Here is a 13,166-nt window from a genome sequence, read left to right on the forward strand (position 1 = left end):
GAGCGATTTAAAATCAGAAAAAGACTTAGGTGCTAAACCACAGTATTTAATCTATCAATTATAAAAGGTCATTTTGATGATTGTAATGTCAAGATCTTCGGTCACTTTTATGGGCTGAGAAAGACACTTTATTAAAAAGCCATCTACAAAAATTAAATACACTCCTCTTTCAAAGCCCGTTACGAGATCATCACCATCAAATTTAGAGTCTATTCCAGTTGTTTTTAAAAATGAAGAAAGCGATGCAATAGAATTATCGATTCTACATTGTTCTTCTTCAGCCCTGTAACGGTCCAAAATCAATTCTTGAACATTTTGTGGAAAACTGGGAGTTAAATAACTAATTCTACTCGTTTTGCTTTCTCCTACATTGCGCAGATTTAGGGTTATTTCGTGCATATGTGAAATTGAATTCGTTAAAAATCAAGTTCAATTTTTGAATGTCACAAGAACCTACTTTTCTCGCGAATTCAAAAACCGATGATGAAACCAATCACCAAGCTATGTACGATTTTAGGACTTACCTGGTTTTCAAAATAGGATGGAAAGAATGGGAGCATCTCAGCTTTTAAATATAATCAGTCGCTTAAAAGCTATGCTATAGTTATTTGTGACCGAAGCAAAAGCTCACTTATGCGCTGAAATTTCTCTTCATAAATTATCGAAAATCGATCTTCTTCATATAAATATTCTCTTGCAATGGGGACGCTATACGGCAATGCCCACGCACGCAAAGTGGCTACAATATTTCTTAAACTATCGATCCCTGTTGAAGCGTTTGCACCATAACCCCAGCAAATGAACGCAATAATTTTATGCGTTAAATATGGATTTTCGTCTTTTGAACTTAAAATTAACCAGTCCAGACAATTTTTCATCGCGCCAACCATTCCGCCGTGATATAACGGACTAAGCCAAATGTGCCGATCGTATTCTTTAAAAACTTGCAACATTTTTGTCACCGAATCTGGAACTTCTGAAAAATCTTCCTCAAAAAAGGGAATATCATATTCAGATAAATTAAAAATTACCGACGTTGCTCCCAGCTGCAACAAGTATTCCTTTAAATAATTCGCAATTTCCTGCGACGTATCATTAGATTTATTGAGTGTGCCGTTAAATATTAAAACTTTCATTTTTTAGCATTCGTTTTAACTGGTTAATTCTTCTGAATCAACTTTTCATTTCTCCTTTTTATACTGAAAATGTTCTCCTATTTTATACAATATGAAGGCTTCTTTTACACCTTTCATCTTCTCGCTAGAAACTTCTGCTTCTGGAGGAACATCCAATAGTTCATAAACCGCTTCAGAAATCACAAAACTGTTGTCTAGCTTTTTGGTTAATTCCTGAATTCTCGCGGCAACATTCACCGCATATCCCATCACGATTTGATGCGGTCTATTTTCCAACAACAAATCACCGGTGGCAACTTTCCCTAGATGTGCACCAATCCCTACTTCGATCTCTTCATTAAAATAGCGCTGAAAATATTCAGTATTTAGTCGTTTTAATTCCTTCAGGATCGCAAAACCACAGTTTACGGTATCCAGTACACTGGCTTTAGTTGTCTTTTCAAATCCAAAAGCAACATACAGTCCGTCGCCATTGGTTTCAATAATTTTTCCTTCAAATTGCCGAATGATCTTTTCGAAATTAAAGAACAGCTTCCGTATGATATGAATCACATCAAAAGCCAAATGCTGCTCGGCAAAAGGCGTAAAATTCCGAACGTCTAAAAAAAGTAAACACAAGCGTAATTCTCTACCAATATTCTCGTTTTTATTCAGCTTATTTCTAAGGTATAACGGGTAATCACTCTCATCGTTCATAATCCGTTTTATTTTTACTGAACCCGATTTCACGTAGGTCTGGCAAGCCAATCGAACATTTTTAGGAAGCTCAAAGTAAGTTCTCAGTTTTGCTTCCGCAGCATTAATTTCTGAAAGGTTTTCTTCGCCCTTCACAATTAAGATCCTGCAGGTAGAACATCTGGCTTTGCCCCCGCATTCACAGCAAAATGGAACGTTCTTCTTTAATGATGCCTCTAAGATTGATTCTTTAGAATTGATCAAAAATGAGGCATCATTAACAAGGTTAATATGGTGATAAGATTTTACCATCCCACATCAAGTTTATATTGGTTAATTTTTACCCTAATTTTTATTTTCTTCGGAAATAATCTCGGCATTCTCGCTATTCCAACCGCCGCCCAGTGCTTTGTAAAGATCGATCAGCGCCAGTTTTTCGGCCAGAACATCATTGATGTTATTGATCTCGGCACGCAGCAAACTTTGCTCAGCCGTTAGCACATCGGTATAATTGGTTTGCGAATTATACTGAAGTAACTTTTTCGTATAATCAACCGACTTATTCAAGGCTTCTAACTGCAAAGCGCGTTTACTAATCTTAGAGTTGGCTGTTTTAAAAGCAAACACTGCATCTGAAACTTCTTTCCCGGCATCCAGCAAAGCTTCCTGAAAATTATTAAAGGCGATTTGTTGCTCGGCTTTGGCCGTTGCTAAATTCGCTTTATTGATCCCCTTGTTGAATATCGGCTGCATTAAACCGGCAGCGATATTCCCAAAAAGCCCTATGTTTTTAGTAAAAAGATCGTCCCACTCAAAACTTGAAAACCCGGCACTTCCTGAAAGTCCAAATGAAGGATAGAACTGTGTTCTTGCAACATTGGTTAATTCGAACGCACGACGATACTCCAGTTCGGCCTGCATCACATCTGGGCGATTTGCCATTAGATCTGCAGGATCTCCTATCGAAAGTTCAGGCATATTCATTTCAGCAAAATCATCAAAACCGCTACGCTGAATTTCACCTGGCTTTCTAGCCAGTAAAATCGACAACGCATTTTCAATTTCTCTAATTTGCTGTTTCACATCTGGAATTAAAAGTTCGGCTTCATATTGGTTGGCTTCGCTTTGCACCACGGCAGCACCGTTAACCATATTTGAGCTTTTAAGCTTCTTCATCGTTGCTACATAAAATTTTCGGTTTTCCGCAGTTTCTTCTAAAGTTTCCAGTTGCTTATCCAGAGCAATTAATTGATAGTAATTTATCGCAATATTGGCTACGAGCTGTGATTCGATTGCTTGTTTAGAAGCCTGAGTTTGCAAAAGCGCAGCTAAACTGGCACGTTTTGCGCTACTCAATTTCCCCCAAACATCAGCTTCCCAGGAAGTCGAAATCCCAAGGTCGTATTGCGTTACATCCTTAATAAATCCAAATCCTTGAGTGTAAGATAATCGAGATTTAGCCACAGATGCACTTCCTTCCAAACTGGGTAAGAATGCTTTTTTACTCTGCTTCAGCAAAGCATTGGCGCTGTTTACACGCTGTATCGCATTCTTTAGACTATAATTTTCAGTTAAACCTTCTTCAATATAATTCAGCAGATAAGGATCTGAAAAGAATTGATCCCAATGCATCAAAGGTGCTTCCGGCACTTCAACTTCAGCTGCCATTTCTTTTCTGAAAAGTGCCTCAGTATCTGCTTCCGGTTTTTCGTAATCTTTGGTTATTCCGCAGGAAACCAAAAGAAAACTAAGACTGAAGGCGTATATATAAATGATATTAGATCTCATAACATTAAATTTATTCTTCATTAGTTGCAGGTTTACCACTTACTTTTTCCTGTAAAGACTGGAAAAGCATAAAGAGCGCCGGGATCACAAAAATTCCGAATAAAGTCCCGGTAAGCATTCCACCAACTGCGGCTGTACCGATAGATCGGTTACTTACTGCTCCTGCTCCAGAAGCCAACATCAACGGCACTAATCCGAAAATAAAAGCAAATGAAGTCATCAAAATAGGTCGTAAACGTGCGCGTGCTCCCTCAACTGCTGAAGTAAATAAGCTTTCCCCATTTTTACGGTGCATAAGGGCAAATTCGACAATTAGGATCGAGTTTTTTGCGAGCAGACCAATAAGCATTATCAAACTGATCTGAAGGAAAATATTGTTATCGATCCCGAATAATTTTGCGAATAAAAAGGCTCCTGAAAGTCCGAAAGGTAAAGGCAACAATACCGAAAATGGTAGAATATAGCTCTCGTATTGAGCAGCCAGTAAAAAGTACACAAATACCAGACAAAGTATAAAAATGTAAACCGTCTAGCTACCACTACTTACCTCTTCCCTACTTAAACCGGCAAACTCATATCCAAATTGTTTTGGTAAATTCTCATCGGCAACTTCCTGAATCGCTTTCACCGCATCACCCGAACTGTAACCCGGCGCCGGAACACCCGTTACATTTGCTGACGTATACAAGTTGAAACGTCTAATAAATTCAGATCCATAAACCTTTTTAAGCGTTACAAACTGCGTAATGGGCACCATTTCTCCCTGAACGGTTTTTACCATCACTGCGTGAAGATCTTCTGGTTTGGCACTAAACACAGGATCAGATTGAACCATAACACGATATTGTTTATTAAACCGGTTAAAATCTGAAGCGTAAATTCCGCCATAATATCCTTGCATTACGGCTAACACCTGATCTGGCGTGATCCCTGCCATTTCGCATTTAGCGATATCAACTTCCAGCTCAAATTGTGGGAAATTGTTATTAAACGAAGTGGTCGCATATAAGATCTCGGGACGTTGGTTTATCGCTCCCAAATAATTTTGCACCACACCGCTAAACTGATCCATATCGTTTGCTGTTCTATCCTGAAGATTGAACTCAAATCCATTTGTGTTTCCAAATCCCTGAAGCGTAGGCGCTGCAAAGAAGATGATATTGGCTCCTTTTATTCCAGAAGTCTTATTGAATAAATTATTCACTACACTTTCGATATCCTGGCCTTCACCAGCACGTTCTTCCCAATCTTTTAAACGAATGAAAAATGCACCGTAAGAACCACCGGCACCACTAATAAGATCCTGCCCCGCCATTCTGGTTGAAGATTCAACTTCAGGAACCGTTCTAATAATACTATCGATTTGATCGGTTAAAGCTTCGGTTCTTTCTAGAGAAGCTGATGGTGGTAAGATCACATTTCCGAAGATGGCTCTACTATCTTCCGCAGGAACAAATCCTGTAGGTGTATTTTTGATCAGGAACCACGATAACACAGAAAATGCTGCAATACTTCCCAAAGCCAGCCATTTTCTTTTCAGTAAAAACTGAACTCCTTTTACATATTTTGCGGTGATCGCATTAAAGGCAATATTAAATCCTGCATAAAAACGTTGAATTCCGGTCTTCTTTTTATGATGATCTTCAGAATGTGGTTTTAAGAAAATCGCACACAAAGCAGGACTCAGCGTTAAGGCATTTACTGCAGAAATTACAATAGCAATTGCCAGTGTAAGACCAAATTGCTTATAAAAAACTCCAGCTGAACCACCAATAAAAGATACCGGCACAAACACGGCGGCCATCACAAGCGTGATCGAAACGATCGCACTGCTAATTTCGCTCATTGCACTCAGCGTTGCTTTTCTAGCAGATTTTGCACCTTCATCTAACTTAGCGTGAACTGCCTCGACGACCACAATTGCATCATCTACAACAATACCAATAGCGAGCACCAGTGCGAAAAGTGTAAGTAGGTTAATTGTAAATCCAAAAACTTTTAGGAAAAAGAAGGTTCCTACAATTGCCACCGGAACCGAGATCGCCGGGATTAACGTAGATCTAAAATCCTGTAAAAAGATAAACACCACGATAAATACCAAAATAAAGGCTTCGATAAGTGTGTGCTCCACTTTTTCTATGGAAGCATTTAAAAATTCGTTGGCATTCAAAAACGGTGAATACTCAATTCCTGAAGGAAAATCTTTAGAACTCTCCTCAATAATGCGCTGGCATTCGTTGATCAATTCATATGCATTAGAACCTGCTGTTTGACTCACCGCAATCGAAGTACTTGGATAACCCTGAGTTGTGGTGCTACTGCCATAACTTAAAGCACCCAATTCTACTTTTGCAATATCGTCTAATCGCAAAATATGCCCATCTTTATCGGCTCGTACAATGATATTTCCAAACTCTGATGCGGTTTGTAATCGTCCTTTATATTTGATAGTGTATTGAAAAGCCTGATCGCCATTCACACCAAACTTACCCGGAGCCGCTTCAATGTTTTGCTGGCGTAATTTTGCGATCACATCATTAGGAACTAAACCATAAGAAGCCATCACATCTGGCTTCAGCCAAATCCGCATCGAGTAATCACGAGCCCCGTAGATAAAGGCATCGCCAATTCCGTTTACACGTTTCAGTTTTGGAAGGATATTCAGGTTTACATAATTCTGCAAAAAGTTTTGATCGTAGGTGTCTTTGGTACTATGCAAACTAAAAATATACACCAGACTGGTTTGCTTTTTACTGGTAGAAACTCCCGCTCTAATCACCTCTTCTGGCAATAAACTATTGGCTTTATTCACCCGGTTTTGAACGTTCATAGCAGCCAGGTCTGGATCTGTACCCAAATCGAAATAGATCGTGATCGTTGCACTACCATCGTTACCCGCGGTAGAGGTCATATACTGCATATTTTCTACCCCATTAATTTGTTCTTCTAAAGGGATCAAAACACTATTTCTAACCACATCTGCATTCGCTCCCTGGTAAGAGGCAGTCACTTCTACCGTAGGCGGTGCGATATCGGGATATTGCGAGATAGGAAGGGTAAACAATCCCAGCAATCCCAGGATCACGATGATGATCGATATCACCGTAGAAAGCACTGGTTTACTTATAAATTTTTGTAACATATTTTTAAATTTAAGACAATAAGCATCCAGGATCGACTATGTAAAAAACATAGCAATCAAACACTTAATCGTATTTCAAATAATTTACTGGGTAATGATATTCGGTTTAATTTGAAGGCTGTCGCGAAGTGTTCCTGCGCCTTCAAAAACGATGATATCTCCTTCTGAAAGTCCTTCGGTTACCACAAATTTGTTGTCTACGGTGGTTGGCATCGTTTTAATTTCTGAAGTAAAAACGCGATCGTCTTTTACTTTATAGACCATTCGTTTATCCTGAAGTTCGAAAGTAGATTTCTGCGGAACCATTATTGCTGAAGAAAATGCCTGCGGAATAAGGATTTTTCCACTACCACCACTACGTATTCTCTGATTGGCATTTGGAAAAACCGCGGTAAGTCGTGCCGATCCTGTTTGCTGATTTAATAATCCGCTAATCGCTGTAATTTCACCTTCGCTTTCTAAGATACTACCGTCTGAAAGCTGAAGCTTCACTTTAGGGAAAGATTTCAGTTTATCATCAACCGAGTTTCCTTCGTGATCAGCGTAAAATTCTAAATATTCTTTTTCGTCCATAGAAAAATAGACTTTCACATTATCGATGTCAGAAACTACGGTTAACGGCGCGACTACTTGCGGACTTATCAAACTTCCTGTACGATACGGAATTGCACCAACAACTCCATCAACCGGACTTTTAATGAACGTATATCCCTGATTGGCCTGCGCCTGAGCTAAAGAAGCTCTTTGTGCTTCCAGATCTAGTTTAGCAGCATCCAGTTCGTATTGATTTATAATGCCTTCTTCTACAAGCGGAGTAGCTTTTTGAACTTTTAATTCGGCATTTTTAACAGCAGATTGTGCGGCTTTTACCACTTCGTTATACTGCGGAGCATCAATCTTAAAGAGAAGATCTCCCTTTTTTACTCGGCTTCCTTCTTCAACATAGATCTTCTGTAAATAGCCATCAATTCTGGGACGAATTTCAATATCTTCTTCCCCTTGAATAACCGCAGGATATTTTCGCTGAAGTGTAGTTGGCGCTTCTGTAATTTTTAAAACCGGATATTGCGGAACAGCCTGCGCCATATTCTGGCTGCTTTCTTCTTTACAGGAAGACCACAAAGCTCCAAAAAGGATGAGCATCAAAAAGCTGATCCTGTTGTTATAGTTTATCATTTTCTTAGGTGTTTAGGTTCGAAAAACACATAGGAGTGGCTGTCAAGAAAACAAACTGTTTTTTGATTACACGGTTTTTCGTGATTTAAAAAGAATTAAATCCGGCTTTTTGAACTCACCGAATTTATAGGATAGTGAACTTATTTTATTGCTTCCTGGTAGCGTTTCTCTACTTCGTCCCAGTTTACAAGTTTCCAGAACGCACCAATATACTCAGGTCGCTTATTTTGATAGTTTAGGTAGTAGGCGTGCTCCCAAACGTCTAATCCCAAAATTGGAGTACCATTATCATCAGCAACATCCATTAATGGATTGTCCTGATTAGGAGTAGAAGTCACTTTTACTTTTTTGTCTTCTCCTACGATGAGCCACGCCCATCCAGAACCAAAACGCGTTGCAGCTGCAGCATCAAAAGCATCTTTAAACGCTTCAAAAGAACCGTAAGCATCGTTAATTGCTTTTGCTACTGCTCCTGTTGGCTCGCCGCCACCCTTAGGACTTAAAATGGTCCAGAATAGCTTGTGGTTATAATATCCTCCTCCATTATTTCTAATTCCTTTAGGAAGTTCTGAGACCTTTGTAAAAAGGTCTTCTAAGTCCTCATCTATAAGTTCTGCTTCTTCCAAAGCAGCGTTGAGTTTAGTGGTATAGCCTTGATGATGCTTTGTATGATGAATTTCCATCGTAGCTGCATCTATATAGGGTTCTAATGCAACATAGGCATAAGGTAATGCCGGCAATTGATAACTCATATCTTTGTAGTTTTGAAAATTAAACTTTTAATTACATTACAAAAGTAGTACTTTTGAATAATAAACCAAATAATTACTTTGTTTATTATGGAAAATAACATTTCAGATAACGAAAAGGCGGTTTCGATACTTAAAACTAAGGGCGAACAAACGATAAAAGAAATAGCAAATGAGCTCGGCGTTACCACTGAAGGCGCACGTTTTCAGCTATTAAAATTATCTAATGAAGGACTGATAAAATCTGAAAGCAGATCAAAAGGTCGCGGAAGACCTCAGCAGGTGTGGTCGCTTACGGCAAAAGGTCACGCACGTTTTCCTGATACACATTCTGGGCTTACCGTAAAATTGATAGAAAAAATCAAACAGAATCTTGGTGAGGAAGCTTTAAACGAAATTATCTATGCCGCTGGTCAAGACAATATTTTGAGATATAAAGATCAAATTAATGCCGATGACAGTCTTGAAGATAAGCTTACAAAGCTAGCAGCCATTAGAACTTCTGAAGGCTATATGGCTCGATTTGAAAAGGATGAAGATGGGAGCTTTATGCTTATTGAGAACCATTGCCCTATTTGTGAAGCAGCAAAAACCTGCCAGGGATTCTGTAAATCTGAGCTTAAAACTTTTAAAACTATACTTGGAGAAAACGTTCAGATCAAACGCGTACACCACATTCTAGAAGGTGCACGCCGCTGTGCATATAAGATCGAAGAGTGATGGGTAGGTTTTTGCCTGAGCCTGTTCTACTCACTGGCATTCTATAATTTGATTCTGGAATATCCTCTAGTCAAAATTCAACCGCTTTATATGATTCTCATTTAAAGATTAAAGTTTGTACCCTAATCTTTTTAGAACAGACCTTTTTATAAATAAAAATTAGCTGAGCTATTTTGCTACTGACAAACCCTTGTCACCCTGCCTCAATACTTTTGATTTAAATATAAAAACAACCTAATATTTTAAATTATGAGTATTCAACAATCACACTTGGAGCAAAATCAAGTACTTACATCAGATGAATTATTAGCGCACTGGCAAGGACATCGCAATCTTACACGTAAGCTTATTGAAGTGTTCCCGGAAGATCATTTTTTTAAGTATAGCATTGGTGGTATGCGCACTTTTGCAGAAATGACGACTGAACTTTTGGCTATCGCGGGACCGGGATTAAAAGAAATTGTCACCGGTCAGACCCAAGAATTCCAAGAGCATATTGATCACCAAAATAAAAAAGACCTACTCCTAAAACTATGGGACGAGACTACTGTAGCGATTAATATGTATTTTCCGCAAATAGCTTTAGACAGCTTTTCAAAAACTATTAAAACCTTTGGTCAATACGAGGGTACGGTGATATCTTCTATTTTATATTTTATTGATAACGAAATTCATCATCGTGGACAAGGTTATGTGTATTTGAGGAGTCTTGGTATAGAACCGCCCTTCTTTTGGGAACGCTAATACCTTTGGTTATGAAAAAAGTATTGGTATTTAAGACTTCAGTACATCAAGAAAAAGACATCAAACAGTTACAACCTGTTTTAAATGCATTAACACCTAATGCTGATGTTTGGAACTTTGATCTTGAAGATTGTGATAATATTCTAAGGATAGAGACTAAACATTTAGAAGCAACAAGCGTTTGTGACACCTTGCAAAAGCAAGGCTTCCTCTGTGAGGAACTGCATTAAGAACTTTACTTTAATGATTAAGAATGTAGTTTTGGATCAAAAATTACATTCTTAATCATTAGTTCAAAAATCTATGTACTCTCTAATTATTAGCTAAAATAGCTTTAGATAAAGCATTAATCCTGTCTTTTAACTCCGGTGGTTCTATAATCTTAGCATAATCTCCAAACATCATATACCATCTTGCAAAACCATCTTCTATATTTCGGGGTTTAAAGACCATTTCTACCTGATCACCCAAGTCTTCTTCAGATATAAAGCCGTAAAACTTGCGTCCACTACGAATGTAGTTAACGATGCTTTTATCTACCCGAATTCGTACCTCAACATCAGATTCTTCAACATTATTTTTTAAATAACGCTCTACTGAATTGTGCTTTTTTGTGAAGCTATTTTGGGAACGTAAAATCTTTTGAATTCTATCCATTCTGAATTGTCTGTAGTCCATTCTTAAATGACAATAAGCCAGCATATACCAAAAATTAGCCTCGTGAAACAAACCTACAGGTTCTATTGTACGTTGTGTTGGACTGTCTGCATCTTGTGCGAGATAAGTGAGTTGTACTTGCTTTTTCTCTGCAATGCTCTCAAAAATGATTTCTAAGGCATCCGGAACATGTGAATTAAATAAGGTTTGTTCAGGGTCTATAAGAATCTGTGATTCAATAGATGCGACCCAGTCCTTTTCATCACCTTTCAGGACCGATTTTAACTTGAACATTGCTGATTCAAAATAAGATCCAAGTCCTTTATCAGTGAACTTTTGCATAAGTTTTTCAGCAGCTACAAAACTCCCGGCTTCCTCTTTGGTAAACATAACAGGAGGTAAACGATAGCCTTCCATTATTGAATATCCTATACCCGCTTCACTGGTTATAGGTACACCCGAAGCCTCGATAGTTCGTATATCTCGGTAAATGGTACGTAGACTTACCTCAAAACGATCGGCCAACTCTTGCGCTTTTACGATACGTTTTGATTGAAGCTGTATGAGAATAGCTATGATTCTATCAAATCTTTTTGGAACTTCGGTACTCATTCTAGGATGTGAATTGACCAAAAATACTATTTAAAAACAAAGTATTTTCTTTGCTGAACGATAAAAACTTTACCTCATTTACGGTCGTAGGGGGCTTAGAATCATGTTATTTAGCTCACCCGCTACGAATTCCTAAATACTGAATTTCACTGAAACTTTAGTCTTACCATCTACCACGTTTCTTGAGATCAAAAAACACCTAAACTTTCCTCTTTTTATCTTAACAAGTACTAGAGCTATAGCATAATCGCTTTATTTCAATTTTGGTTCGGCGCTTTATTTTAAATCACCAAGGAATCATTAAGGTTTCAGGATTTGTTTCTTCGCTAAAAAATTTTCCTGTTGGTCCACTTTTATCAAGTGTTGCATATCGAACTACTCTTCTTGCCGCAATTTCTACATCTCCCCCATTTCCAAAGGTAAAATCTGTAGCAGTAAGACCCGGGCATACTGCATTCACCTTAAAATTGGTATGCTGCAACTCATAAGCTAAATGTACCGTGTACATATTTAAAGCGGCTTTAGAAGCTGCATAAACAGCGTATTTAGCGTGGTCATAAGCCGGCCAGTTGGTGTCACTTTGTAAGGTAAGCGAACCTACGCTCGTACTCAAGTTTACTATTCGAGGAGCTTCAGAATTAGTTAGAAAACTCATAAAAGCTTGAGTAACCCTAGATACCCCTATGACATTGACCTCAAATGCAGCTTGAAACTCATCTGGTTTAGCCGTAAGCGCAGTATAAGGTTCATTCCCCCCGTTAATACCTGCATTATTAATTAAAACATCAAGTACATCTGTCTTTTTACTAAGAAGCTCACGAGCTGATTTAACCGAACTATCCTTGGTGACATCAATCTGCACGCATTCTACATTCTTTAAACCATCTGCTTTAAGCTCTTGGATTGCTGAAATTCCGTTGTGAAAATTTCTACTGCCCAAATACACATAATATCCTTTTTGTAATAATAACTTAGCTGTAGCAAAACCAATTCCTTTATTTGCTCCAGTGATAAATACTTTCTTCATTTTACTGCTTTCTTAATTATGAACAAAGCTCTATCGATTTGAGGAGACTGGATTTACCATATGGTAAAAAGCATTTTTAGCTAAGGCTTTTCCTAATACGACTAAGTGATTGTTGGGTTACACCTAAATAGGACGCTACATAAGCTAGTGGAATACGATTGACTAAATAAGGGTGATTATCTAGAAACTCTAAATAGCGAGTAGTGGCGTCTTGAGAAATAACAGGATTTTTTCTAGACTTTTGATGCATACACAATTGTACCATCTTGCTCTTTATAGCATCCCAGGGTTTCATGATTTGTGAAAGCTCTTCCCATGATTGTTTAGAAAAGACTAAGAGCTTGCTATCAGTACAAGCTTGGATATATTCTGATGATGCCGTTTGGGCTTCAAAATTTATATAATCACACATGATACTTTTCTCTTGAATAAAGCAACGTGTAACTTCTTCTCCCTGCTTATCATAATACCAGCCTCTAAAAACTCCATCTACGACAAAAGCAACCTCTCCTGGTGTTTTACCTGCTTTTGAAAAATAAGAACCTTTTTTAAGTTCTACTACTTCAGTTTGTTCTTCAATGAAACTGATCTGTTGGGCAGTAAGGTTTCCAAATTGAAATATGTATTCTATCAGTTGTTCCATTGCTGCAAGTTGAGAAGTTTTAAAGATTACTGAGGCAAAATTAAAATTGCTACCTGCAAAACAATTAGAGTTTTAAAACGATTCGTAGCTATGAGCT

12 protein-coding genes and 2 pseudogenes are annotated in these 13,166 nt (G+C 38.1%); 3 read left to right on the forward strand and 11 right to left on the reverse strand.

All coding sequences use genetic code 11. The features are described 5' to 3' along the window. Positions 1-54: 54 nt before the first annotated feature. The 8 genes and pseudogenes from MED217_RS09870 to MED217_RS09900 all read right to left on the reverse strand — a co-directional run bounded on the left by MED217_RS09870 (position 55) and on the right by MED217_RS09900 (position 8,669). On the reverse strand, positions 55-399 hold the full coding sequence (locus MED217_RS09870) for a hypothetical protein (RefSeq protein WP_009780368.1): 345 nt from the start codon (positions 397-399) through the stop codon (positions 55-57). A 194-nt stretch (positions 400-593) separates the two neighbouring features. Beyond that, the gene (locus tag MED217_RS09875; RefSeq protein ID WP_009780370.1) at positions 594-1,136 is read right to left on the reverse strand and encodes an NADPH-dependent FMN reductase; all 543 of its coding nucleotides are present in this window, start codon (positions 1,134-1,136) and stop codon (positions 594-596) included. A gap of 45 nt (positions 1,137-1,181) precedes the next feature. Beyond that, positions 1,182-1,832: an adenylate/guanylate cyclase domain-containing protein gene (locus MED217_RS09880; RefSeq protein ID WP_230199257.1), complete on the reverse strand. Its 651-nt coding sequence runs from the start codon at positions 1,830-1,832 to the stop codon at positions 1,182-1,184. A 39-nt stretch (positions 1,833-1,871) separates the two neighbouring features. Next, positions 1,872-2,123, reverse strand: a pseudogene (locus tag MED217_RS19370) (2Fe-2S iron-sulfur cluster-binding protein); the annotation flags it as partial. Between the two features lie 33 nt (positions 2,124-2,156). Beyond that, positions 2,157-3,599 carry an efflux transporter outer membrane subunit gene (locus MED217_RS09885; RefSeq protein WP_040533440.1) on the reverse strand — a complete coding sequence of 481 codons (1,443 nt, stop codon included), beginning with the start codon at positions 3,597-3,599 and terminating at the stop codon, positions 2,157-2,159. Positions 3,600-3,609: 10 nt separating this feature from the next. Then, positions 3,610-6,741 (reverse strand): annotated as a pseudogene (locus tag MED217_RS09890) (efflux RND transporter permease subunit). Positions 6,742-6,825: 84 nt separating this feature from the next. Next, positions 6,826-7,917: an efflux RND transporter periplasmic adaptor subunit gene (locus MED217_RS09895; RefSeq protein WP_009780375.1), complete on the reverse strand. Its 1,092-nt coding sequence runs from the start codon at positions 7,915-7,917 to the stop codon at positions 6,826-6,828. Positions 7,918-8,057: 140 nt separating this feature from the next. Next, complete coding sequence (locus MED217_RS09900) at positions 8,058-8,669, reverse strand: superoxide dismutase (RefSeq protein WP_009780376.1); 612 nt, start codon at positions 8,667-8,669, stop codon at positions 8,058-8,060. An 87-nt stretch (positions 8,670-8,756) separates the two neighbouring features. Between MED217_RS09900 and MED217_RS09905 the strand changes: the two genes are divergently transcribed. The 3 genes from MED217_RS09905 (at position 8,757) to MED217_RS09915 (ending at position 10,360) form a co-directional block, all read left to right on the forward strand. After that, positions 8,757-9,386, forward strand: a complete 630-nt coding sequence (locus tag MED217_RS09905) for a helix-turn-helix transcriptional regulator (protein WP_009780377.1) — start codon at positions 8,757-8,759, stop codon at positions 9,384-9,386. 249 nt (positions 9,387-9,635) lie between these two features. Continuing rightward, positions 9,636-10,130: a DinB family protein gene (locus MED217_RS09910; protein ID WP_009780378.1), complete on the forward strand. Its 495-nt coding sequence runs from the start codon at positions 9,636-9,638 to the stop codon at positions 10,128-10,130. 11 nt (positions 10,131-10,141) lie between these two features. Further along, a complete protein-coding gene (locus MED217_RS09915; protein ID WP_009780379.1) occupies positions 10,142-10,360 on the forward strand; it encodes a hypothetical protein in 219 nt (72 codons plus the stop codon). Between the two features lie 82 nt (positions 10,361-10,442). Here MED217_RS09915 and MED217_RS09920 read toward each other — a convergent pair whose 3' ends face one another. The 3 genes from MED217_RS09920 to MED217_RS09930 all read right to left on the reverse strand — a co-directional run bounded on the left by MED217_RS09920 (position 10,443) and on the right by MED217_RS09930 (position 13,069). Continuing rightward, the gene (locus tag MED217_RS09920; RefSeq protein ID WP_009780380.1) at positions 10,443-11,399 is read right to left on the reverse strand and encodes a helix-turn-helix transcriptional regulator; all 957 of its coding nucleotides are present in this window, start codon (positions 11,397-11,399) and stop codon (positions 10,443-10,445) included. 286 nt (positions 11,400-11,685) lie between these two features. Continuing rightward, positions 11,686-12,426, reverse strand: coding sequence for an SDR family NAD(P)-dependent oxidoreductase (locus tag MED217_RS09925; protein ID WP_009780381.1), 741 nt, complete (start codon positions 12,424-12,426; stop codon positions 11,686-11,688). 76 nt (positions 12,427-12,502) lie between these two features. Beyond that, positions 12,503-13,069, reverse strand: a complete 567-nt coding sequence (locus MED217_RS09930; RefSeq protein WP_009780382.1) for a Crp/Fnr family transcriptional regulator — start codon at positions 13,067-13,069, stop codon at positions 12,503-12,505. Between the last annotated feature and the right edge of the window lie 97 nt (positions 13,070-13,166).

The organism is Leeuwenhoekiella blandensis MED217 (assembly GCF_000152985.1).
GTDB classification, from domain to species: Bacteria; Bacteroidota; Bacteroidia; order Flavobacteriales; family Flavobacteriaceae; genus Leeuwenhoekiella; species Leeuwenhoekiella blandensis.